Source organism: Stenotrophomonas sp. 85239_Sma, assembly GCF_056481725.1.
The window spans coordinates 860,314-880,636 of record NZ_CM151163.1 but is presented as its reverse complement, the minus strand read 5'-3'; the positions used below and the strand labels follow the sequence as shown (position 1 = coordinate 880,636).

General features: G+C 64.4%; 28 protein-coding genes. 2 read left to right on the top strand and 26 right to left on the bottom strand.

Going from position 1 to position 20,323, the window contains the following annotated elements:
* Window positions 1–21: 21 nt before the first annotated feature.
* Window positions 22–1,644 (top strand): amidase, encoded by a 1,623-nt coding sequence (locus ACYKG1_RS04000; protein WP_478471905.1) that lies wholly within the window; start codon window positions 22–24, stop codon window positions 1,642–1,644.
* Window positions 1,645–1,700: 56 nt separating this feature from the next.
* On the opposite strand, the gene ACYKG1_RS03995 is transcribed toward ACYKG1_RS04000, so the two are convergent.
* The gene (locus ACYKG1_RS03995) at window positions 1,701–2,888 is read right to left on the bottom strand and encodes a mechanosensitive ion channel family protein (protein ID WP_262226238.1); all 1,188 of its coding nucleotides are present in this window, start codon (window positions 2,886–2,888) and stop codon (window positions 1,701–1,703) included.
* Window positions 2,889–3,467: 579 nt separating this feature from the next.
* Complete coding sequence (locus ACYKG1_RS03990; RefSeq protein WP_478471903.1) at window positions 3,468–4,859, bottom strand: class II 3-deoxy-7-phosphoheptulonate synthase; 1,392 nt, start codon at window positions 4,857–4,859, stop codon at window positions 3,468–3,470.
* A 213-nt stretch (window positions 4,860–5,072) separates the two neighbouring features.
* Here ACYKG1_RS03990 and ACYKG1_RS03985 point away from each other — a divergent pair, with 213 nt between their 5' ends.
* Entirely contained in the window at window positions 5,073–7,193 is a 2,121-nt protein-coding gene (locus tag ACYKG1_RS03985) for a TonB-dependent receptor (protein ID WP_262083145.1), read from the top strand.
* A gap of 94 nt (window positions 7,194–7,287) precedes the next feature.
* Here ACYKG1_RS03985 and ACYKG1_RS03980 read toward each other — a convergent pair whose 3' ends face one another.
* The 24 genes from ACYKG1_RS03980 to rplB form a co-directional block, all read right to left on the bottom strand.
* On the bottom strand, window positions 7,288–7,794 hold the full coding sequence (locus ACYKG1_RS03980) for a disulfide bond formation protein B (RefSeq protein WP_100471395.1): 507 nt from the start codon (window positions 7,792–7,794) through the stop codon (window positions 7,288–7,290).
* Window positions 7,795–7,960: 166 nt separating this feature from the next.
* Window positions 7,961–8,344 carry a 50S ribosomal protein L17 gene (rplQ, locus tag ACYKG1_RS03975; RefSeq protein ID WP_005408217.1) on the bottom strand — a complete coding sequence of 128 codons (384 nt, stop codon included), beginning with the start codon at window positions 8,342–8,344 and terminating at the stop codon, window positions 7,961–7,963.
* Window positions 8,345–8,532: 188 nt separating this feature from the next.
* Window positions 8,533–9,531 (bottom strand): DNA-directed RNA polymerase subunit alpha, encoded by a 999-nt coding sequence (locus ACYKG1_RS03970; RefSeq protein WP_005408216.1) that lies wholly within the window; start codon window positions 9,529–9,531, stop codon window positions 8,533–8,535.
* 56 nt (window positions 9,532–9,587) lie between these two features.
* The gene (gene rpsD / locus ACYKG1_RS03965) at window positions 9,588–10,217 is read right to left on the bottom strand and encodes a 30S ribosomal protein S4 (protein ID WP_004145446.1); all 630 of its coding nucleotides are present in this window, start codon (window positions 10,215–10,217) and stop codon (window positions 9,588–9,590) included.
* A gap of 15 nt (window positions 10,218–10,232) precedes the next feature.
* Window positions 10,233–10,622 carry a 30S ribosomal protein S11 gene (gene rpsK / locus ACYKG1_RS03960; protein ID WP_004145443.1) on the bottom strand — a complete coding sequence of 130 codons (390 nt, stop codon included), beginning with the start codon at window positions 10,620–10,622 and terminating at the stop codon, window positions 10,233–10,235.
* 11 nt (window positions 10,623–10,633) lie between these two features.
* Entirely contained in the window at window positions 10,634–10,990 is a 357-nt protein-coding gene (gene rpsM / locus ACYKG1_RS03955; RefSeq protein ID WP_004154500.1) for a 30S ribosomal protein S13, read from the bottom strand.
* A gap of 347 nt (window positions 10,991–11,337) precedes the next feature.
* Window positions 11,338–12,705, bottom strand: coding sequence for a preprotein translocase subunit SecY (gene secY / locus ACYKG1_RS03950; protein ID WP_004154499.1), 1,368 nt, complete (start codon window positions 12,703–12,705; stop codon window positions 11,338–11,340).
* A gap of 7 nt (window positions 12,706–12,712) precedes the next feature.
* Window positions 12,713–13,156 carry a 50S ribosomal protein L15 gene (rplO, locus tag ACYKG1_RS03945; RefSeq protein WP_004154498.1) on the bottom strand — a complete coding sequence of 148 codons (444 nt, stop codon included), beginning with the start codon at window positions 13,154–13,156 and terminating at the stop codon, window positions 12,713–12,715.
* A gap of 6 nt (window positions 13,157–13,162) precedes the next feature.
* On the bottom strand, window positions 13,163–13,354 hold the full coding sequence (gene rpmD / locus ACYKG1_RS03940) for a 50S ribosomal protein L30 (RefSeq protein ID WP_005408214.1): 192 nt from the start codon (window positions 13,352–13,354) through the stop codon (window positions 13,163–13,165).
* Complete coding sequence (rpsE, locus tag ACYKG1_RS03935; protein ID WP_004154496.1) at window positions 13,347–13,889, bottom strand: 30S ribosomal protein S5; 543 nt, start codon at window positions 13,887–13,889, stop codon at window positions 13,347–13,349. Before rpsE ends, rpmD begins: the two co-directional genes overlap by 8 nt.
* 160 nt (window positions 13,890–14,049) lie before the next feature.
* Complete coding sequence (gene rplR / locus ACYKG1_RS03930; RefSeq protein WP_010483976.1) at window positions 14,050–14,403, bottom strand: 50S ribosomal protein L18; 354 nt, start codon at window positions 14,401–14,403, stop codon at window positions 14,050–14,052.
* A gap of 32 nt (window positions 14,404–14,435) precedes the next feature.
* Window positions 14,436–14,960 (bottom strand): 50S ribosomal protein L6, encoded by a 525-nt coding sequence (gene rplF, locus ACYKG1_RS03925; RefSeq protein WP_100471393.1) that lies wholly within the window; start codon window positions 14,958–14,960, stop codon window positions 14,436–14,438.
* A gap of 18 nt (window positions 14,961–14,978) precedes the next feature.
* On the bottom strand, window positions 14,979–15,377 hold the full coding sequence (gene rpsH / locus ACYKG1_RS03920) for a 30S ribosomal protein S8 (protein ID WP_005408210.1): 399 nt from the start codon (window positions 15,375–15,377) through the stop codon (window positions 14,979–14,981).
* Between the two features lie 258 nt (window positions 15,378–15,635).
* Window positions 15,636–15,941 carry a 30S ribosomal protein S14 gene (rpsN, locus tag ACYKG1_RS03915; RefSeq protein ID WP_005408209.1) on the bottom strand — a complete coding sequence of 102 codons (306 nt, stop codon included), beginning with the start codon at window positions 15,939–15,941 and terminating at the stop codon, window positions 15,636–15,638.
* Window positions 15,942–15,959: 18 nt separating this feature from the next.
* Window positions 15,960–16,502, bottom strand: coding sequence for a 50S ribosomal protein L5 (rplE, locus tag ACYKG1_RS03910; RefSeq protein WP_004154491.1), 543 nt, complete (start codon window positions 16,500–16,502; stop codon window positions 15,960–15,962).
* An 11-nt stretch (window positions 16,503–16,513) separates the two neighbouring features.
* Window positions 16,514–16,831 (bottom strand): 50S ribosomal protein L24, encoded by a 318-nt coding sequence (gene rplX / locus ACYKG1_RS03905; RefSeq protein ID WP_004154490.1) that lies wholly within the window; start codon window positions 16,829–16,831, stop codon window positions 16,514–16,516.
* 16 nt (window positions 16,832–16,847) lie between these two features.
* A complete protein-coding gene (gene rplN, locus ACYKG1_RS03900) occupies window positions 16,848–17,216 on the bottom strand; it encodes a 50S ribosomal protein L14 (protein WP_010483978.1) in 369 nt (122 codons plus the stop codon).
* 12 nt (window positions 17,217–17,228) lie between these two features.
* A complete protein-coding gene (gene rpsQ / locus ACYKG1_RS03895; RefSeq protein ID WP_004154489.1) occupies window positions 17,229–17,498 on the bottom strand; it encodes a 30S ribosomal protein S17 in 270 nt (89 codons plus the stop codon).
* 11 nt (window positions 17,499–17,509) lie between these two features.
* Window positions 17,510–17,695, bottom strand: a complete 186-nt coding sequence (gene rpmC / locus ACYKG1_RS03890; RefSeq protein WP_004154487.1) for a 50S ribosomal protein L29 — start codon at window positions 17,693–17,695, stop codon at window positions 17,510–17,512.
* Window positions 17,695–18,108, bottom strand: coding sequence for a 50S ribosomal protein L16 (gene rplP / locus ACYKG1_RS03885; protein WP_004154486.1), 414 nt, complete (start codon window positions 18,106–18,108; stop codon window positions 17,695–17,697). The genes rpmC and rplP overlap by 1 nt, the downstream gene beginning before the upstream one ends.
* Before the next feature lie 5 nt (window positions 18,109–18,113).
* Entirely contained in the window at window positions 18,114–18,848 is a 735-nt protein-coding gene (rpsC, locus tag ACYKG1_RS03880; RefSeq protein ID WP_004145350.1) for a 30S ribosomal protein S3, read from the bottom strand.
* A gap of 18 nt (window positions 18,849–18,866) precedes the next feature.
* On the bottom strand, window positions 18,867–19,202 hold the full coding sequence (gene rplV / locus ACYKG1_RS03875; protein ID WP_004145348.1) for a 50S ribosomal protein L22: 336 nt from the start codon (window positions 19,200–19,202) through the stop codon (window positions 18,867–18,869).
* Window positions 19,203–19,214: 12 nt separating this feature from the next.
* Window positions 19,215–19,484 carry a 30S ribosomal protein S19 gene (rpsS, locus tag ACYKG1_RS03870; RefSeq protein ID WP_005415413.1) on the bottom strand — a complete coding sequence of 90 codons (270 nt, stop codon included), beginning with the start codon at window positions 19,482–19,484 and terminating at the stop codon, window positions 19,215–19,217.
* A 6-nt stretch (window positions 19,485–19,490) separates the two neighbouring features.
* On the bottom strand, window positions 19,491–20,318 hold the full coding sequence (rplB, locus tag ACYKG1_RS03865; protein WP_004145339.1) for a 50S ribosomal protein L2: 828 nt from the start codon (window positions 20,316–20,318) through the stop codon (window positions 19,491–19,493).
* Window positions 20,319–20,323: the final 5 nt, after the last annotated feature.

The window sequence follows — 20,323 nt, the reverse complement described above, 5'->3', positions numbered from 1 at the left end:
TGGAGCCGACCAAGCCGCCCCATGCGCCTGTCCTTGCCGCCTCTGCTGACCTGCCTGCTCGCCGCGCTGCCTGCGCTGCTTTCGGCTGGCTGCAGCCCGGCCACATCCAGCGCGCATGCGGCCGAACCTGCGAGCCGCAACGTGCCGTTCCCTTACGCCGAAACCGATGTCGCCGACCTGCAGGCGCAGATGACCGCCGGTGAGCTGGACAGCACCACCCTGACCCAGGCCTACCTGCAGCGCATCGCCAGCCTGGACCGCACCGGGCCACGCCTGCGCGCGGTGATCGAGCTCAACCCGGATGCAGTGAAGGAAGCCGCTGCGCGCGACCGCGAGCGCCGCGATGGACGCCTGCGCGGCCCGCTGCACGGCATTCCGGTACTGCTGAAGGACAACATCAACGCCACTCCGATGGCTACCAGCGCCGGCTCGCTGGCACTGCAGGGCTTTCGCCCTGACGACGCGTACGTGGTGCGGCGCCTGCGGGACGCCGGTGCGGTGGTGCTGGGCAAGACCAATCTCAGCGAGTGGGCCAATTTCCGCGGCAACGATTCAGTGTCCGGCTGGAGCGCACGCGGTGGCCAGACCCGCAATCCCTATCGCCTCAGCCACTCGCCCTGCGGTTCCAGCAGCGGCAGCGCGGTGGCGGTCGCCGCCAACCTGGCCAGCGTAGCCATCGGCACCGAAACCGATGGCAGCATCGTCTGCCCTGCGGCGATCAATGGCATCGTCGGCCTCAAGCCGACCGTCGGCCTCGTCAGCCGCGAGGGCATCATCCCGATTTCCTTCAGCCAGGACACCGCAGGGCCGATGACGCGCAGCGTCGCGGACGCGGCGGCCGTACTGACCGCGATCGCCGGCCGCGATGATGCCGACCCAGCCACTGCGACCATGCCCGGCCGCGCAGTGTACGACTACACCGCGCGATTGGATCCGCAGGGCCTGCGTGGCAAGCGCATCGGCCTGCTGCAGACACCGCTGCTGAAGTACCGCGGCATGCCGCCGCTGATCGAACAGGCGGCCACCGAGTTGCGCCGGGCCGGTGCCATCGTGGTGCCGGTGGAGCTGCCCAACCAGGGCGCCTGGGCCGAGGCCGAACGCACGGTGCTGCTGTACGAGTTCAAGGCCGGGCTGGAGCGATACTTCAGCACCTACCGCGCTCCCCTGCGCAGCGTGGCCGATCTGATCGCCTTCAACCAGGCGCACAGCAAGCAGGAACTGGGCCTGTTCGGCCAGGAACTGCTGGTGGAGGCCGATGCCACTGCCGGCCTGGCCGACCCCGCCTATATCCGCGCACGCAGCGATGCACGCCGGCTGGCCGGACCGGAAGGCATCGATGCCGCCCTCTCCGCCCACCAGCTCGATGCCCTGGTGGCACCGACCACCGGCGTGGCATGGCCGATCCGCAGCGAAGGCGACGACTTCCCCGGCGAGAGTTACAGCGCCGCCGCCGTGGCCGGTTATCCCAGCCTGACCGTCCCGATGGGCCAGATCAATGGCCTGCCGGTCGGCCTGCTGTTCATGGGCACCGCCTGGAGCGAACCGAAGCTGATCGAAATGGCCTACGCCTATGAACAGCGCACCCGCGCGCGGCGACCACCGCACTTCGACACCGACACCCTGATCGACGCCGGCGAACCGTGATCCAGTAGTGCCGGCTGCTGGCCGCCAGATCCCGGGTCGGCGGCCAGCGACCCGCGCTACCGTTCGGGTTCCGGCTCCACCGGTACGATTGCCGCCTCTCCATCTTCAGCACCCGGCGAACGCACATCTGCGGTACGTGCACGTGGCCCGCGCGGCATGTCCAGTTCGTCTGCATGCTGCAGCCGCGCACGCACCTGCGGCAGTGCCTGCGGATGCTCGCGCGCAAGGAAATCGAGCATGCGTTCGCGCACCAGGCAGCGCAGATCGAAGGCATCACCGGAGCTGCGCGCACTGACCAGCAGGCGCACCTGGATCGCACGCTCGCTGGTCTCGGTCACCTGGGTCACGCAGACCCGGCCATCCCACAGCGCCTCACCCCGGCAGATGCGCTCCAGCTCAGCGCGGATCGCCGCGATCGGCGCACGATAGTCCAGCCACAGGAACGCCGTGCCGAGCAGGTCCGCGCTGCGCCGCGTCCAGTTCTGGAAGGGGTTCTCGATGAACCAGGTCAGCGGCACCACCATCCGCCGCTCATCCCAGATGCGCACCACCACATAGCTGCTGCCGATCTCCTCGATGCGCCCCCACTCACCTTCGACGATCACCACGTCATCCAGCCGGATCGGCTGCGTCACTGCGATCTGCAGGCCGGCGATCAGATTGCCGAACACCGGCTTGGCCGCGATACCGGCCACCAGGCCGATCAGGCCCGCCGAGGCCAGCAGCGCGGTACCGATTTTCTGCACCATCGGGAACGTCAGCAGCACCAGCGACGCGCCCAGCACGATGATGCCACCCATCAGCACGCGGCTGAGCACCCGCGTCTGGGTCTGGATGCGGCGTGCTTCCAAGTTGTCGGAGACATCGATGGGGTGGCTGCGCAGGATCGCCCGCTCCCCTGCCGCCACCGCACGCACCAGCAGCCAGATGAAGCAGGCGGTCAGCGCGATGTGCAGCACGTGCTGCAGGTTGGCCAGCAGCGGATCCTGCAGCGGCGTAGCCTGCAATGCGGGGATCAGCAGCAGCAGCGGCCACGCGGTGGCCATCGGCAGACCGAGCACACGTCCGATGCGTGCACGCCGACGATCACGCCCTTTCAGCCGATGGTAGACCCACAGGATCAGCCACGCGCCGATGGCGCCCACCACTACGGCCAATCCCAACGGCCATGCGTATGCCTGTGCGCTTTGCCAGTGCACCACTGTTACCTCCACTCGAACAGCCAGGCGGACAGCCTCGCGCATGGGGCATGAGCGCCACGTCAGTCGTTCGTAAGCAGGGTGTTGGTCGGCAGGGCTTGCAGCCCTGCACCTGCCAGAATCCGAAGCAACTGCAACAGCAACAGCAGAAGCTGGCATTCCGTGGGATGGCGAGGTGGGTCCGGTTGCGGGGGACGCCGTAAATCCGTCCATGGAGGCTCGGTCGCGCCATCCATGGCGCTCACGCCCCCCGCAACCGGACCCACCCCGCCTTCGACAGTTTTCTGCGATCTGCAGTAGATCCACGCCATGCGTGGGTGAATCTCCATCGGAATCGAATATTCCGAATTGGAATCGATAAGCATCCACACATGGCGTGGATCTATCGTGTCGACCAGGGTCGACACCTACCAACAGCCGCCGGAATCTGTCAGAGGTGGGGTGGTGTCGGAGTGCGGGGTGTCAGCCGCATGGATGCGGCTGCCAGGCCTACAGGGACGTACTTGCGGCGTCCCCGCACTCCGACACCACCCCGCCATCCCACGGAATGCATGCCGTTGCCGTTGCTTCGGCCGTTGCCGTTGCGTCCGCAGGTGCAGGGCTGCAAGCCCTGCCGAAAACCCCTTACCGCACTTGCTCCTGCTTGCGCACGATCGCCATTGCGATCTCCAGCGACTGCTCGTAGTTCAACCGCGGGTCCACCGTCGAACGATACGCGCGCTCCAGGTCACGCTCGGTCAGTTCGCGCGCGCCACCGGTGCACTCGGTCACGTCTTCGCCGGTCAGCTCCAGGTGCACACCGCCCAGTCGCGTGCCTGCGGCCGCATGCAGATCGAACGACATCTCCACTTCGCCGCGAACGTTGTCGAAGCGGCGCGTCTTGAAGCCGTTGGCGGTGCTTTCGGTATTGCCATGCATCGCATCGCACACCCACAGCACGCGGCGGCCATCGCGCTTGACCGCGTCCAGCAGCGGCGGCAGCTTCTCGGCAATCTGCGCCGCCCCCATGCGATGGATGAAACTCAGTCGGCCCGGCTCGTCATGCGGGTTGAGCACATCGATCAGGCGCAGGAGCTGGTCCGGCGTCACCGACGGGCCCACCTTGATCGCAATCGGATTGCGCACGCCACGCAGGTACTCCACGTGCGCGCCGTCGATCGCGGCCGTGCGCATGCCGATCCACGGGTAATGCGTGCTCAGGTTCAACCAGCCCTGCTGGCGCGGCACCTGCCGGGTCAGCGCCTGCTCGTAGGGCAGCAGCAGCGCTTCATGCGAGGTGTAGAAGTCGATGCGGTTGAGGTTGTGCACGCGGGCCCCGGCCAGGGTCTCCATGAAGTGCACTGCATCACCGATCGACGCCACCATCTTCTGGTACTCGGCAGCCAACGGCGAATGGCTCACCCATTCCAGGTTCCAGTACTCGGGGTGGTGCAGGTCGGCGAAGCCGCCATCGATCAGCGCACGCACGAAGTTCATGGTCATCGCCGAATGCGCGTGCGCCTGCAGCATCCGCTTCGGATCCGGCAGCCGCGCCGCTTCGGTGAACGCCGGCGCATTGATCACATCACCGCGGTAGCTGGGCAGTGTCACACCGTCACGGGTCTCGGTATCAGCCGAACGCGGCTTGGCGTACTGGCCGGCAAATCGGCCAACGCGGATCACCGGCTGGCGCAGGCCGTGCACCAGTACCAGGCTCATCTGCAGCAGCACCTTCAACCGGTTGGAAATGGTGCCCGATTCGCAGTCGCTGAAATTCTCAGCGCAATCGCCGCCCTGCAACAGGAAGCGCTTGCCTTCCTGCGCCTCGGCCAGCTGCTGCTTCAGGGCCAGGATTTCCCAGGATGTCACCAGCGGCGGCAACCGCTTCAGCTCGTGCAGGGCGGCGTCCAGCGCCACCGGGTCCGGGTAGGTCGGCATCTGCAGCGCGGTCTTGCCACGCCAGCTCTCCGGCGACCAGGCAGCGCCAGCGGCGGTCGCGGCAGGATCGGGGACAGGCGAAACGGCGGACAGGCTCATTGCAGACTTCCGGAGGTGGGGGACGGTCATGGTCGCAGAGCCGACCGCTGTCGCAAAGGCCCAAGCGCCGTCTGCACATGGCTGAACGCCGGGGAAAGTGCATCGCGATCGGCCACAAACCGCATGGCCACGGCCTCCCGGACAGGCGCATGATTCGCCACGCACTGTTACGAAGTAACAACCCCCACCGGCCCCTTCCACAGCCCCTCTGCCATGAAACCTTCCCTGCTCGCTACCGGCATCACCTTCGCCCTGACTCTGGCCAGCCTGCCCTCCCTCGCCGTGGCCGCCGATGCCGCCCCGGTGAAGGACCTCGACACGGTCACCGTCAGCGCCCAGCTCGACCAGGCCCGCAATGCGCTGTCGCCGGACATCGGCAGCAGCCAGTACCAGATCACCGCCGAGGACATCCAGAAGCAGCCGCTGGGTGCCTCCGCGCCGCTCAGCCAGGTGCTGCTGCAGGCCCCGGGCGTCGTCCAGGACTCCTATGGCGGCGTGCACGTGCGCGGCGACCACGCCAACCTGCAGTACCGCATCAATGGCGTGCTGCTGCCCGAATCGATCTCCGGCTTCGGCCAGACCCTGGATGCCCGCACCATCAAGAGCATCCGCCTGATGGACGGCGCACTGCCTGCGCAGTTCGGCGAGCGCACCGCCGCGGTGGTCGACATCACCACCCGCAGTGGTGCCGAGCTCGGCAATGGCGGCAGCGCCGGGCTGACTGTGGGCTCGTTCGGCAAGATCAATCCGAATGCATCGTGGTGGGGCAACCAGGGACGCTGGAGCTGGTTCCTGACCGGCAACTACGACCAGAACGAGGTCGGCCTGGAGAATCCGACCAGCTCGCGCAAGCCGCTGCACGACGACACCCACCAGGGCAAGGCCTTCGCCGACCTGACCTACCTGGTCAACGAGAACACCCGCCTGAGCGTGTTCGCCGGCTTCGCCAACAACCGCTTCCAGATCCCGGTCAATCCCGGCCAGACCCCGCAGTTCGGCTACCTGGACACCACCACCTTCGACTCCAGCCAGCTGGATGAAACCCAGCGCGAGACCACCCGCTTCGGCATGCTGGTGCTGCAGGGCACGCTGGGCAGCAGCGCCTACCAGCTCTCGGCCGGGCAGCGTTACAGCGATGTCGGATTCAACCCGGATGTGGTGGGCGATCTGGTGTTCAGCGGCGTCGCCTCGCAGGTCCAGCGCAGCAACCGCGCCAACACCCTGCAGGCCGACGTCTCCACCCCATTGGGCAGCGACCACACATTGCGCTACGGCCTGTACGGCAACTACGAAAACGCGCGTGCCAGCAACAGCAGCTGGGTGTTCCCGGTCGATGACGCCGGCCAGCAATCCAGCACCACGCCGCTGCTGGTCCCTGACCGCAGCGCCTTCCATGCCAGGACGCTGGCGTTGTACGTGCAGGATGAATGGAAGATCGGTGACGACTGGACCGTGAACTACGGCCTGCGTGGTGATCGCTACCAGGCCTTCGGCCACACCGAGGGCCAGCTCAGCCCGCGCGTGGGCGTGGTCTGGAATGCCAACGAGAGCACCACCGTGCACGCCGGCTATTCGCGCTACTTCACGCCACCGGCCAGTGAGCTGATCGCCAGCAGCGATATCGCCCTGTACGACGGCACCACCAACCAGCAGCCCAGTGGTGGCAACAACGTACCGCTGGCCGAGCGCAGCGACTACTACGACATCGGCGTCTCCCAGCAGCTGGGTGAACACCTGACCCTGGGCCTGGACGCGTACGACCGCCGTGTTGCGCGCCTGCAGGACGAAGGCCAGTTCGGTGCCGCCTATATCTACTCGACATTCAACTACCGCCGCGGCCACATCCGTGGCCTGGAGTTCAGCGCCGACTACAGCAACGGCCCGTTCAGCGCCTACTTCAACGCGGCTTACAACAAAGCGATCGGCACCCAGGTCATCACCAGCCAGTACAACCTCGACCCCGATGCGCTGGCCTATGTGGCCAACCACTGGATCCACCTCGACCACGACCAGAAGCTGACATCGTCGGGCGGGCTCAGTTACGCCTTCGCCGGGCACAACCGGGTCGGTGCCAACTACGTGTTCGGCAGCGGCCTGCGTTCGGATATCGAGGGCGTGCCCAATGGCGGCGAGCTGCCGTCGTACCTGCAGGTGAACCTCAGCGCCGGGCACGACTTCAATGCCGACAGCGGCCATCCGCTGCACGTGCAGCTGGCCGTGATCAACGCATTGGATCGCAGCTACCAGCTGCGCGATGGCGGCGGGGTCGGCGTGTTCGCCCCGCAGTGGGGACCGCGCCGCGGCGCCTACCTGAGCCTGCAGCAGGACTTCTGAGGACAAACCGTGGTAGTGCCGGCCGCTGGCCGGCAGCTACGGAACGCTGCCATCATTGATGGGGTTGCCGGCCAGCGGCCGGCACGCCCTTGCTTCAGCGCCTGACCTTGCGCAGCGACACCACCAGCGCCCACAGCGCCAGCAGCACGAACCACACGCCTGACCACATCGGCATGGTCAGGCCCAGGAACGTCCAGTCGATGTTGCCGCAGTTACCGGTACCGGTCAGCACCGTGCGGAACACTTCCAGCGGCCCCATGGTCTCGCGCAGGAAGCTCAGCGGCGGGCCGCAGGTCGCGCCCATCTCCGGCGGCAGCATCTGCACGTAGACATGGCGTGCGGCAATGCCTACACCGACTGCCGCGGCAATGAAGGCCAGCACGCCGTAGGTCGCACGACCGGGGCGGTTGGACGGCCCGTGCAGTGCACCGATCAGGAACAGCAGGCCCAGCGCGGCAAACGCCAGGCGCTGGAAGATGCACAGCGGGCATGGCTCCAGGCCCATCTTCAGCTGCAGGAAGATCGCGTAGCCGAGCAGGCCCGCGCAGATCAGGAAGCCCAGGAAGAACTGGGCGCGGAAGGGCCAGCGCAGTGGATTCATCGTCAACGCTCGAATGGATCAAGGCGCCAAGCGTAACCGAGTGCGCACGCCATTCGAACCGCCACAGGTGACGCTCGTCGGAACGGTGCGGGTCGAATCCGGCCCACGGAAACGCAAAAGCCCGGCAGAGGCCGGGCTTTCGCTGTGTCGCGTTGGAGCGGTCCGATTACTCGGCCACTTCCTCGGCCACGACCGGACGGTCAACCAGCTCGACGTAGGCCATCGGCGCGTTGTCGCCGGCGCGGAAGCCGCACTTCAGCAGGCGCAGGTAGCCGCCCGGACGGTTCGCGTAGCGCGGGCCCAGGATGGTGAACAGGTTGCCCACGGCTTCGTTGTCGCGCAGGCGGGCGAAGGCCAGACGGCGGTTGGCGACGGAGTCGACCTTGGCCAGGGTGATCAGCGGCTCGGCAACGCGGCGCAGTTCCTTGGCCTTCGGCAGGGTGGTCTTGATCAGCTCGTGCTTGAACAGCGAGGCGGCCATGTTCTTGAACATCGCTTCGCGGTGGGCGCTGGTGCGGCTGAACTTACGGCCAGACTTCTGGTGACGCATGGTGATATTCCTTGGTTAATGATGAGGCTGTGCGGATCGTTGTCGCCATCCTGGCGTTGTTGCGCGGACTGCGGTTGGTCCTGGCCATCCGTCCTGGACGACCTGCCCGCGAACCTTCGTTCGTCGTGGCATGTATGTTGCGTTGAAGGCCCCACCGCGAACGGTGGAGCCTTCAGGCATTACCGATATCAGCCCAGCATGCCGTGGCTGGCGACGCCGGCCGGCGGCCAGTTCTCCAGCTTCATGCCGAGGGACAGGCCGCGCTGAGCCAGCACTTCCTTGATCTCGGTGAGCGACTTCTTGCCCAGGTTCGGGGTCTTCAGCAGCTCCACTTCGGTCTTCTGGATCAGATCGCCAATGTAGTAGATGCTTTCAGCCTTCAGGCAGTTGGCCGAACGCACGGTCAGCTCCAGATCGTCGATCGGGCGCAGCAGCACCGGATCCACGCCGTTGTTGGCCGGCTTGGCCGCACCGCGGTCGCGGTGGGTGAAGTCACCAAACACCGACAGCTGGTCGCTGAGGATGTCGGCAGCAGTGCGCACGGCTTCCTCGGCGTCGATGGTGCCGTTGGTCTCGATATCGATGACCAGCTTGTCCAGGTCGGTACGCTGTTCGACGCGGGCCGCTTCCACGGCATAGGCGACGCGGCGGACCGGCGAGAACGAGGCATCCAGGACCAGGCGGCCGATGGCACGGGTTTCTTCGTCCGGACGACGACGCGCGGCAGCCGGCTGGTAGCCGAAACCACGTTCGATCTTCAGACGCATGTTGATCGCCGTATCCTTGGTCAGGTGGCAGATCACATGGTCGCCGTTCAGGATCTCCACGTTGTGGTCGACCTTGATGTCGGCAGCGGTGACAACGCCCGGGCCCTGCTTGGACAGGGACAGGGTGGCGCTGTCGCCGGAGTGCATACGGATGGCCACGTCCTTCAGGTTCAGCAGGACTTCGAGCACGTCCTCCTGCAGACCTTCGACCGTGGTGTACTCATGCAACACGCCGTCGATTTCGACTTCCGTGATGGCGAAGCCCGGGATGGACGACAGCAGCACGCGACGCAGGGCATTACCCAGCGTATGCCCGTAACCCCGCTCCAAAGGTTCGATAACGACCTTTGCACGGGTGTCGGTAAGGCGTTCGATCTGCGGACCGCGAGGACGCAGAACCTGGTTGGCGGTAACCGTCATGTTGCGGGTTCTCCTAGTGAACCCCCGGCCGTCGCCGGGGGCTCTCCAATGATGAATTACTTCGAATACAGCTCGACGATCAGCGCTTCGTTGATGTCCGCAGGCAGATCCGAACGATCCGGAACAGCCTTGAAGATGCCGGTGAACTTGCCGGAATCCACTTCAACCCACGACGGGCTCAGGTCATGCTGGGCGGCGACGGTCAGGGCTTCCTGGACGCGCAGCTGCTTGGCAGCCTTTTCGGACAGAGCGATGGCGTCGCCAGCCTTGACCTGGTACGAAGCCAGGTTGACCGACTTGCCATTCACGGTGACGCCGCGGTGCGACACCAGCTGACGGGCAGCCGGACGGGTCACGGCGAAGCCCATGCGGTAGACGACGTTGTCCAGGCGGGTTTCCAGCAGCTGCAGCAGGTTCTCGCCGGTGTTGCCCTTCTTGGTCGAGGCCTTTTTGTAGTAGTTGCGGAACTGACGCTCCAGCAGGCCGTAGATACGCTTGACCTTCTGCTTTTCACGCAGCTGGGTGGCGTAGTCGGACAGCTTGCCCTTGCGGGCAGTGGCGCCGTGCTGGCCGGGCTTCTGCTCCAGCTTGCACTTGGAGTCCAGCGCACGCGCCGGGCTCTTCAGGGACAGGTCGGCGCCTTCGCGACGGGCGAGCTTACAGGTAGGACCGATATAACGAGCCATTTCTTATCGCTCCCTTTAGACGCGACGCTTCTTCGGCGGACGGCACCCGTTGTGCGGGATAGGCGTCACGTCGATGATGTTGGTGATCTTGTAGCCGACGTTGTTCAACGAACGCACGGCCGACTCACGGCCCGGACCCGGGCCCTTGATGCGGACTTCCAGCGACTTCACGCCGTAGTCCAGCGCAGCACGACCGGCCTTTTCAGCAGCCACCTGGGCAGCGAACGGGGTCGACTTGCGCGAACCGCGGAAGCCAGCGCCACCGGAGGTCGCCCACGACAAAGCGTTGCCCTGGCGGTCGGTGATGGTGACGATGGTGTTGTTGAACGAAGCGTGGACGTGGGCAACGCCGTCGGTGACGACGCGCTTGATCTTCTTCTTGGTCTTAGCAGCGGGCTTAGCCATTTCTCAGTCCCTTACTTCTTGATCGCCTTGCGCGGACCCTTGCGGGTGCGGGCGTTGGTACGGGTGCGCTGGCCACGCAGCGGGAGGCCACGACGGTGACGCAGGCCGCGGTAGCAGCCCAGGTCCATCAGGCGCTTGATCGCGATGCCGATTTCACGGCGCAGATCGCCTTCCACGATGTACTTGCCGACTTCGGCGCGCAGGCGCTCGATTTCCGGCTCCGACAGATCGCGGATCTTGGTGGTCGAAGCAACGCCTGCGACTTCGCAGACCTTCTTCGAACGGGTACGGCCGATGCCGTAAATGCTTTGCAACCCGACCCAGACGTGCTTCTGGGCTGGCAGGTTGACGCCTGCAATACGCGCCATGACGCGGTTCTCCAGCTGAGTGATGGCCGACAGCGCGCCTCGGGCACGCCAATCCGGCAGGATGGATCAAAAAAGTGAACTAGCGATACTAACAAGGTTCCGGTTTACATGGAAGCCCGTGAAACCATTGGTTTCATGAACCCGGCCTGGGGAGTGTGCCCAGGCTCCGGCGCCGGATGGGGTTGGACCTGGGGTTTCCCCCGGGGCCGCCCGCGCTACTCCAGCGCGGGACCACCTCATCACACCCCCACCCGGAACCGCTGCGGGGGCCGCCCTTCGTTTGTGTGGCCGGAGTCCGCGAAGCGGAGGGACCATCACGTCAGGAAGACGAAAGTATAACAGGCCTATCAGCCGCGGGCAAAACCGCCGCGGTTGCCGCCCTTCAGGTTGGCCTTCTTCAGCAGGCTCTCGTACTGGTGGGACATCAGGTGCGCCTGCACCTGGGCGATGAAGTCCATCACCACCACCACCACGATCAGCAGCGAAGTACCACCGAAGTAGAACGAGGCGTTCAGCTGCGTGCGCATCAGTTCCGGCAGCAGGCAGACGATCACCAGGTACGCCGAGCCAGCGGCGGTCAGGCGGGTCAGCACGCCGTCGATGTAGTCGGCGGTCGCCTTGCCCGGACGGATGCCCGGAATCAGCGCGCCGGACTTCTTCAGGTTATCGGCGGTTTCCTGCGAGTTGAACACCAGCGCGGTATAGAAGAACGCGAAACCGGTGATCAGCGCAGCGAACACGATCATGTGCAGCGGCTCGCCCGGGCCCAGCGCGTTGGCGACCTTCTGCAGGATCTGGCCGAAGCTGCTCTGGTTGGCGGCCTGGCCGGACCACATGGCCAGGGTGGCCGGGAAGGCCAGCAGGCTCGAGGCGAAGATCGCCGGGATGACGCCGGCCATGTTGAGCTTCAGCGGCAGGAACGAGGTCTGGTTCATGTACGCGTTGCGACCGCCCTGGCGGCGCGCGTAGTTGACCGTGATGCGGCGCTGGCCACGCTCGACGAACACCACGAAGAAGGTGAAGGCGAGCACGACGATGGCGATCAGCAGCAGCTGGATGAACTGGATGTTGCCGTCGCGGTAGGCGTCGAAGGTGTGGATGACCGCACCCGGCAGGCCCGCCACGATACCGGCGAAGATGATCAGCGACACGCCGTTGCCGATGCCGCGCTCGGTGACCTGCTCACCGACCCACATCAGGAACATAGTGCCGGCGGTCAGCGCGACCACGGCGGTGAGCACGAAGCCCATGCCCGGCGCATACACGACCGGAGCGCCCGACGGCGAGACCTGGCCCTGCAGGGCCAGTGCGATCGAGCCGCCCTGCACCACTGCCAGCAGCACGGCGCCGATGCGCGAATACTGGGTGATCTTGCGGCGGCCGGATTCGCCTTCCTTCTGCATCGCCTTCAGGGCGGGGAAGATGTGCACGGCCAGCTGCATCACGATCGATGCCGAGATGTACGGCATCACGTTCAGCGCGAAGATGCTGAAACGGTGCAGGGCGCCGCCCGAGAACATGTTGAACATGTCCACGATGCCGCCGCCCTGCTGTTGCATCATGGCAAGCATGGCATCGGGATTGACGCCCGGCACCGGCACGTAGCAGCCGATGCGATAGACGATCAAAGCCCCGACGACGAACAGCAAACGTTGGCGAAGTTCAGTGAACTTGCCCATTCCGCCCGCGAGGTTACCGATGCCAGCTTGCGCCATGATTTTCTTACTCCGTTACGCTGCCGCCGGCAGCTTCGATCGCGGCCTTGGCACCTGCCGTGGCAGCAATACCCTTCAGGGTGAACGCCTTGGTCACTTCGCCCTTGACGACGACCTTGGCCTTCTTGGCAGTGCTCGGAACCAGCTTGGCAGCACGCAGGGCGGCGAAGTCGATCTCACCGGCCGGCAGCTTGTCCAGTGCGTACAGCAGCACTTCAGCGGTGTCCTTGGCGATCGGCGAACGGAAGCCGATCTTCGGCAGACGACGCTGCATGGGGGTCTGGCCGCCTTCGAAGCCAGCCTTGATCTTGCCGCCACCCTTGCGGGCGAACGAACCCTTGTGGCCGCGGCCGGCAGTCTTGCCCAGGCCCGAGCCGATACCACGACCGACGCGGGTACGCTCGGTGCGGGCGCCCGGTGCCGGGCTCAGTTCATTGAGACGCAGAGTCATGGTCGATTACTCCTCAACCTGGACGAGGTACTGAACCTTGTTGATCAGGCCGCGTACCTGCGGGCTGTCCTTCAGTTCACGCACATCGTTGAGCTTGTTCAGGCCCAGAGCACGCACCGACAGGCGGTGACGCGACTGGGTGCCACGCAGGCCACGCACCAGGCGGACCTTGACAGTCTTGTTGGACTCATTAGCCATGGTTGAGTTCCTCCACCTTCTTGCCGCGCTTGGCCGCGATGCGGGCCGGCGACTGCGCAGCAGCCAGGCCCTTCACGGTGGCACGCACCAGGTTGATCGGGTTGCGCGAACCGGTGGCCTTGGCCAGCACGTTCTTCACGCCGACGGCTTCCAGCACGGCGCGCATGGCGCCACCGGCGATGACGCCGGTACCTTCCGAAGCCGGCTGCATGAACACGCGGGCTGCGCCGTGACCATCCTTGATGGTGTGCCACAGGGTGCCGTTGTTCAGGTCAACGCTGACCAGGTTCTTGCGGGCCTGCTCCATCGACTTCTGGATGGCGACCGGCACTTCGCGGGCCTTGCCATAACCGAAACCGACCTTGCCTTCGCCGTCGCCGACAACGGTCAGGGCGGTGAAGGTGAACTGGCGGCCACCCTTGACGGTCTTGCTGACGCGGTTGACCGCGACCAGCTTTTCGATCATGCCGTCGTCGATCTTCTCTTCGCGGTTACGGTCGCGATCACGACCCCGCTGCTGACGCTCTTCTGCCATGTTGATTCCTTGGTTGTTTGGGTATGTACGGCTCGAAGCCGCTTATGGTTGTGGCGTGACGCGGCGTTCCGGTGGGCCGCTGCAGAAGAGCGGCGCCGTCCAGCCTCACTCAGGCTGGCGAGCAGGCGGGCAGGAGGCCATGGCCCCCTGCCCTTGTCCCTTAGAACTGCAGGCCGGCTTCGCGGGCCGCTTCTGCCAGGGCCTTGATGCGGCCGTGGTAGCGGTAGCCCGAACGATCGAAGGCAACCTTCTCGATGCCGGCGGCCTTGGCGCGCTCGGCAACGATGCGGCCAACCTTGGCAGCGGCGTCGGCGTTCTTGCCGTTCTTCAGGCCTTCCATGACGTCGGTCTGGGTGGTGTTGGCAGCAGCCAGCACCTTGGAACCGTCGGCGGTGAAGACCTGGGCGTACAGGTGCTGGCCGGTGCGCAGCACCGACAGGCGGGCGACGCCGAGCTCACGGATGTGGGCGCGGGTCGACTTGGCGCGACGCAGGCGGGCGATGTTCTTGTTCATGATGTTTTTCCCTTGAAAGCGGAAGCGCCTAATTAGGCCTTCTTGGCTTCCTTACGGATGATGACTTCGTCGGAGTACTTCACGCCCTTGCCCTTGTACGGCTCCGGCTTGCGGAACGCACGGATCTTGGCGGCAACTTCACCGACGACCTGCTTGTCAGCGCCCTGGACCAGGATCTCGGTCTGGGTCGGGGTCGACAGGGTGATGCCTTCCGGCGCCACGAACACGACCGGGTGCGAGAAGCCCAGCGACAGGTTCAGGTCCTTGCCCTGCATGGCAGCGCGGTAACCCACGCCGACCAGCTCCAGCTTGCGCTCGAAGCCTTCGGACACGCCCTTGACCATGTTGGACAGGATCGCACGCACGGTACCGGTCAGTGCGACCAGCTCGGCGTTTTCGGTGCTCAGGGTGGCAACGCCGTTGTCGACGTTGATGGCAATACCGGCCGGCTTGGCCAGCGACAGGGTGCCCTTCGGGCCCTTGGCGGTGACGCTGTCCGACTGGACGTTCAGTTCAACCTTACCCAGGGTGATCGGCTTCTTGGCTACGCGGGACATAGTTCTACTCCTTTCGCCTTAGGCCACGAAGCACAGGACTTCGCCGCCGACGCCCAGCTGGCGCGCCTGCGCATCAGTCATGATGCCCTTGGAGGTGGAAATGATGGAGATACCCAGGCCGTTCATGACCTTCGGCAGCTCGCTCTTGCCGCGGTACTGGCGCAGGCCCGAACGCGAGAAGCGCTTCAGGGTCGCGATGACCGGCTTGCCTTCGAAATACTTCAGCACGATTTCCAGCTCGGACTTATTGTTTTCCAGCTGGGTCACGCGCAGGTCGGTGATGTAACCCTCGTCCTTCAGGACCTGGGCGATCGCAACCTTGATCTTGGACGACGGGGCTTTCACCGTCTGCTTGCCAACCGCGGCCGCATTCTTGATGCGGACCAGCAGGTCGGCGATGGGATCAGTCATGCTCATATGAGTACCTTTGAGTGCACCGATATCCGCTTTCGCGAAAATCTGTTGTCTCCTGGAAACGGGCCAGGTCCCTTGATGCAGCGGGCCGGAAGCCCACCCCTACGACCCCGTTTGCGCAGGGCAAGACGCGGGAGTATACGCCAAAAGAGCCCGGCTTGCGCCGGGCTCCTCGGTTTTTTTGCGTCGGGAAAGCTGAATGCCTCCCCTGCCCGGTTCAGGAACCCCCGAAGGGGCGCCTGATCGCAGGGCCGGCTGGGATTACCAGCTGGCCTTGCGCAGACCCGGGACGTCGCCACGCATGGTGGCTTCACGCAGCTTGTTACGGCCCAGGCCGAACTTGCTGTAGACGCCACGCGGACGACCCGACAGCTCGCAACGGTTGCGCTGGCGGCTCGGCGACGAATCGCGCGGCAGCTTGGCCAGCTTGGTTGCGGCGTCGATCTTCTCTTCGTAGGTCGCGTCCACGGAGGACACGATCTTCTTCAGAGCCGCACGCTTTTCAGCGTACTTCTTTGCCAGCTTTTCCCGCTTGATGTCGCGGTTGACCATGGAGGTCTTTGCCATTTCGGTTTCCTCGACAGATCAGTTACGGAACGGGAACTTGAACGCTGCCAGCAGCGCCTTCGCTTCCGCGTCGGTCTTCGCAGTGGTGGTGATGGCGATATCCATGCCGCGGATCGCGTCGACGGCGTCGAAGTCGATTTCCGGGAAGATGATCTGCTCCTTCACACCCATGTTGAAGTTGCCGCGGCCGTCGAAGGAACGACCGGAAACACCACGGAAGTCGCGCACGCGCGGCAGCGAGATGTTGATCAGGCGATCCAGGAACTCGTACATCTTGTGGCGACGCAGCGTGGTCTTGCAGCCGATCGGCCAACCATCGCGGATCTTGAACGACGCAACCGACACACGCGACTTGGTGACAACCGGCTTCTGGCCGGAAATCTTGGTCATGTCGCCGACGGCGTTTTCCAGGATCTTCTTGTTGGTGGCCGCTTCGCCGACACCCATGTTCAGGGTGACCTTGACCAGCTTCGGCACTTCCATCGGATTGGTGTAGCCGAACTGCTTCATCAGCGCCGGCACCACTTCGTCCTTGTAGAACTTTTCGAGACGGGAACTCATCTTCTCATTCCTCAGGCGTCGAGCGCCTCACCGCTGGAGCGGAACACACGCAGTTTGCGTCCATCCTCCAGCACCTTGAAGCCAACGCGTTCGCCCTTGCCCGAAGCCGGGTTCAGAACATTCACGTTGGAGATATGGATCGAAGCTTCGCGCTCGACCACGCCGCCAGCAACACCTGCCTGCGGGTTCGGCTTGGTGTGGCGCTTGACGATGTTCACGTTGGCGACGACCACACGGTCGCCGTCGACGCGGACGACTTCGCCCTGCTTGCCCTTGTCCTTGCCAGCGTTGACGACAACCTGGTCGCCCTTCTTGATACGGTTAGCCATGATTATCTCCTGTCGCTCACAGCACTTCGGGAGCGAGCGAGACGATCTTCATGAACTTCTCCGAACGAAGTTCACGGGTCACCGGCCCGAAGATACGGGTACCGATCGGCTCCTGCTTGTTGTTCAGCAGGACGGCAGCGTTGCCGTCGAAGCGGATCAGCGAACCGTCGGCGCGACGCACACCCTTGCGGGTACGCACCACGACGGCGTCATACACTTCACCCTTCTTGACCTTGCCGCGCGGAATCGCATCCTTCACGGTGACCTTGATGATGTCGCCGATGCCGGCGTAACGGCGCTTGGAACCACCCAGCACCTTGAAGCACATCACCTGCTTGGCACCCGAATTGTCCGCGACGTCAAGGTAGCTCTGCATCTGGATCATGATTCAGACTCCTTATTCAGCCGCACGCGTGATGACTTCCACCACGCGCCAGTTCTTGGTCTTGGACATCGGAGCAATCTCGGTCACGCGGACGACATCGCCTTCCTTGCAGGCGTTGTCGGCATCGTGGGCGTGCAGCTTGGTCGAGCGCTTGATGTACTTGCCGTACAGCGCGTGCTTGACCTGACGCTCAACCAGGACGGTAACCGTCTTGTCCATCTTGTTGCTGACGACACGGCCTTCGACCGTGCGCAGCGTCTTCTTTTCAGTATTGTCGCTCATAGCGGCCATCCTTACTTCGTGCTGCCGAGCAGGGTCTTGACGCGAGCAATCTCGCGACGGACCCGGCGAATGTCGTGGGTCTTCGGCAGCTGGCCGGTGACCTGCTGCATACGGACAGAGAACTGTTCCTTACGCAGGTCGATCAGGTGGGCCTTGAGTTCGTCAGCCGACTTTTCACGGAGAGTTTTGATATCCATCAGCGCACCGTACGGGTCACGAAAGTGGTGGTGACCGAGAGCTTGGCGGCGGCCAGGCGGAACGCCTCGCGAGCCACTTCCTCGGAAACACCCTCGATTTCATAGATCATGCGGCCGGGCTGGATCTGGGCCACCCAGTATTCCACGTTACCCTTACCAGAACCCATTCGGACTTCGATGGGCTTCTTGGTGATGGGCTTGTCGGGGAACACGCGGATCCACATCTTGCCGCCGCGCTTGACGTAGCGGCTGATCGAGCGGCGGGCCGCTTCGATCTGACGCGCGGTCAGCTGACCGTGTGCGGTTGCCTTCAGGCCGTATTCGCCGAAGCTGACAGCGTTGGCGCTCCAGCTCAGGCCATCGTTACGGCCCTTGTGTACCTTGCGGTACTTGGTTCGCTTGGGTTGCAACATTGTCGTTACCTCGCTTCACGGGCCGGGCGCTGACGGTCACCACGGTCGCCGCGATCATGACGATCGTTGCGCGACGGGGTGTCGTCCTGCTTTTCCTGGCCAACCTGGGAGAAATCGAAGACCTCGCCCTTGTAGATCCAGACCTTGATGCCGATGATGCCGTAGGTCGTCTTGGCTTCAGCGAAGCCATAGTCGATGTCGGCACGCAGGGTGTGCAGCGGCACGCGGCCTTCGCGGTACCACTCCGAACGGGCGATTTCTGCACCGTTGAGGCGGCCACCGACGTTGACCTTGATGCCCAGGGCACCCAGGCGCATCGCGTTGCCGACCGAGCGCTTCATTGCACGGCGGAACATGATGCGACGCTCCAGCTGCTGGGCGATCGACTCGGCAACGAGCTGCGCGTCCAGTTCCGGCTTGCGCACTTCGGTGACGTTGATGTGCGCCGGGACGCCCATCATCTCGCTCACTTCCTTGCGCAGCTTCTCGATGTCCTCACCGCGCTTGCCGATCACCACGCCCGGACGGGCGGTGTGGATCGTCACGCGAGCGGTCTTGGCCGGACGCTCGATCAGGATCTTGCTGATGCCGGCCTGGGCCAGCTTCTTGCGCAGCATTTCGCGCACTTTCAGGTCGGCTGCCAGGTAACCAGCGAACTCGGCCTTGTTGGCGTACCACTTGGAGTTCCAGTCCTTGGAAATGCCGAGGCGGATACCAATCGGATGAACTTTATGACCCATGGTCTTTTCCTTATCCGCTTACTTGGCGGCGCCCACAACCACAGTGATGTGGCTGGTGCGCTTGAGGATGCGGGTACCGCGGCCTTTCGCCCGCGCCATGAAACGCTTCAGGGTCGGACCTTCATCAACCATGATGGTCTGAACCTTCAGCTCGTCGACGTCGGCGCCCTGGTTGTTCTCGGCATTGGCAATAGCCGACTCCACCACCTTCTTGATCAGGTGGGCAGCCTTCTTGTCCGAGAACTTCAGCAGGTTGACCGCACGTTCGGCCGGCAGACCGCGCACCTGGTCAGCGACCAGACGAGCCTTCTGCGGGGAGATGCGCGCAGTGCGCAGGATGGCTTTCGCTTCCATTGTCATCTCTCCTTACTTGCCCGACTTCTTGTCACCACCGTGACCCTTGAAGGTCCGGGTGATGGCAAATTCGCCGAGCTTGTGGCCGACCATGTTCTCGTTGACGAGAACCGGGATGTGGTTCTTGCCGTTATGCACGGCAATGGTGATGCCTACCATGTCAGGCAGGATCATCGAACGGCGCGACCAGGTCTTGATCGGCTTCTTGCTGCCCGCAGCGGCCTCCACCTTCTTGACGAGGTGGTGATCGACGAACGGGCCCTTCTTGAGTGAACGTGCCATGGTCGATTAGCCCCTACGATCGCGGACGATGAACTGCTGAGTGCGCTTGTTATGGCGCGTCTTGTAACCCTTGGTCGGGACACCCCACGGGGTGACCGGATGCGGGTTACCCTGGCCGGCCTTGGCCTCACCACCACCGTGCGGGTGGTCAACCGGGTTCATGGCAGCACCACGAACGGTCGGGCGGACGCCGCGCCAGCGCTTGGCACCGGCCTTGCCCAGCTTTTCCAGGCTGTGCTCGTCGTTGCCGACTTCGCCGATGGTGGCGCAGCACTCGACCGGAACCTTGCGCATTTCACCCGAGCGCAGGCGCAGGGTGGCGTAGATGCCTTCGCGAGCCACCAGCTGCACGGCCGCACCGGCGGCGCGAGCGATCTGAGCGCCCTTGCCCGGCTTCAGTTCGATGCAGTGAATGGTGGTGCCGACCGGGATGTTGCGCAGCGGCAGGGTGTTGCCGGCCTTGATCGGGGCATCCGAACCAGCGATCACCTGATCACCAGCCTTCAGGCCCTTCGGGGCGATGATGTAGCGACGCTCACCGTCGACGTAGCACAGCAGAGCGATGTGCGCGGTGCGGTTCGGATCGTATTCGATACGTTCCACGCGCGCCGGGATGCCCAGCTTGTTGCGCTTGAAGTCGATGATGCGGTAGTGCTGCTTGGCACCACCACCGACGTGACGCACGGTGATGCGGCCATGGTGGTTACGACCACCCGAGCGGCTCTGCGACTCGACCAGGGCAGCGTGCGGAGCACCCTTGTGCAGGTCGGGAGTGACCACGCGCACGGCCGAACGGCGGCCGGGGGAAGTGGGCTTGAATTTCATCAATGGCATGGGAT

Bases quoted from the DNA above. Each gene is read 5' to 3' on its own strand.
- secY (WP_004154499.1), bottom strand. From the start codon at position 12,705: ATGGCGCAAGCTGGCATCGGTAACCTCGCGGGCGGAATGGGCAAGTTC.
- ACYKG1_RS03985 (WP_262083145.1), top strand. From the start codon at position 5,073: ATGAAACCTTCCCTGCTCGCTACCGGCATCACCTTCGCCCTGACTCTG.
- rplO (WP_004154498.1), bottom strand. From the start codon at position 13,156: ATGACTCTGCGTCTCAATGAACTGAGCCCGGCACCGGGCGCCCGCACC.
- rpmD (WP_005408214.1), bottom strand. From the start codon at position 13,354: ATGGCTAATGAGTCCAACAAGACTGTCAAGGTCCGCCTGGTGCGTGGC.
- rplV (WP_004145348.1), bottom strand. From the start codon at position 19,202: ATGGAAGCGAAAGCCATCCTGCGCACTGCGCGCATCTCCCCGCAGAAG.
- rpsH (WP_005408210.1), bottom strand. From the start codon at position 15,377: ATGAGCATGACTGATCCCATCGCCGACCTGCTGGTCCGCATCAAGAAT.
- rpsS (WP_005415413.1), bottom strand. From the start codon at position 19,484: ATGGCACGTTCACTCAAGAAGGGCCCGTTCGTCGATCACCACCTCGTC.
- rpsC (WP_004145350.1), bottom strand. From the start codon at position 18,848: ATGGGTCATAAAGTTCATCCGATTGGTATCCGCCTCGGCATTTCCAAG.
- ACYKG1_RS03970 (WP_005408216.1), bottom strand. From the start codon at position 9,531: ATGACGGTTACCGCCAACCAGGTTCTGCGTCCTCGCGGTCCGCAGATC.
- rplN (WP_010483978.1), bottom strand. From the start codon at position 17,216: ATGATCCAGATGCAGAGCTACCTTGACGTCGCGGACAATTCGGGTGCC.
- rpmC (WP_004154487.1), bottom strand. From the start codon at position 17,695: ATGGATATCAAAACTCTCCGTGAAAAGTCGGCTGACGAACTCAAGGCC.
- rpsE (WP_004154496.1), bottom strand. From the start codon at position 13,889: ATGGCAGAAGAGCGTCAGCAGCGGGGTCGTGATCGCGACCGTAACCGC.
- ACYKG1_RS03995 (WP_262226238.1), bottom strand. From the start codon at position 2,888: ATGCGCGAGGCTGTCCGCCTGGCTGTTCGAGTGGAGGTAACAGTGGTG.
- ACYKG1_RS04000 (WP_478471905.1), top strand. From the start codon at position 22: ATGCGCCTGTCCTTGCCGCCTCTGCTGACCTGCCTGCTCGCCGCGCTG.
- rpsQ (WP_004154489.1), bottom strand. From the start codon at position 17,498: ATGAGCGACAATACTGAAAAGAAGACGCTGCGCACGGTCGAAGGCCGT.
- rplQ (WP_005408217.1), bottom strand. From the start codon at position 8,344: ATGCGTCACCAGAAGTCTGGCCGTAAGTTCAGCCGCACCAGCGCCCAC.
- rpsN (WP_005408209.1), bottom strand. From the start codon at position 15,941: ATGGCAAAGACCTCCATGGTCAACCGCGACATCAAGCGGGAAAAGCTG.
- rplB (WP_004145339.1), bottom strand. From the start codon at position 20,318: ATGCCATTGATGAAATTCAAGCCCACTTCCCCCGGCCGCCGTTCGGCC.
- rplR (WP_010483976.1), bottom strand. From the start codon at position 14,403: ATGAACAAGAACATCGCCCGCCTGCGTCGCGCCAAGTCGACCCGCGCC.
- rpsD (WP_004145446.1), bottom strand. From the start codon at position 10,217: ATGGCTCGTTATATCGGTCCTACCTGTAAGCTCGCCCGTCGCGAAGGC.
- rpsK (WP_004145443.1), bottom strand. From the start codon at position 10,622: ATGGCTAAGCCCGCTGCTAAGACCAAGAAGAAGATCAAGCGCGTCGTC.
- rpsM (WP_004154500.1), bottom strand. From the start codon at position 10,990: ATGGCGCGTATTGCAGGCGTCAACCTGCCAGCCCAGAAGCACGTCTGG.
- ACYKG1_RS03980 (WP_100471395.1), bottom strand. From the start codon at position 7,794: ATGAATCCACTGCGCTGGCCCTTCCGCGCCCAGTTCTTCCTGGGCTTC.
- rplE (WP_004154491.1), bottom strand. From the start codon at position 16,502: ATGAGTTCCCGTCTCGAAAAGTTCTACAAGGACGAAGTGGTGCCGGCG.
- rplX (WP_004154490.1), bottom strand. From the start codon at position 16,831: ATGGCTAACCGTATCAAGAAGGGCGACCAGGTTGTCGTCAACGCTGGC.
- rplF (WP_100471393.1), bottom strand. From the start codon at position 14,960: ATGTCCCGCGTAGCCAAGAAGCCGATCACCCTGGGTAAGGTTGAACTG.
- ACYKG1_RS03990 (WP_478471903.1), bottom strand. From the start codon at position 4,859: ATGAGCCTGTCCGCCGTTTCGCCTGTCCCCGATCCTGCCGCGACCGCC.
- rplP (WP_004154486.1), bottom strand. From the start codon at position 18,108: ATGTTGCAACCCAAGCGAACCAAGTACCGCAAGGTACACAAGGGCCGT.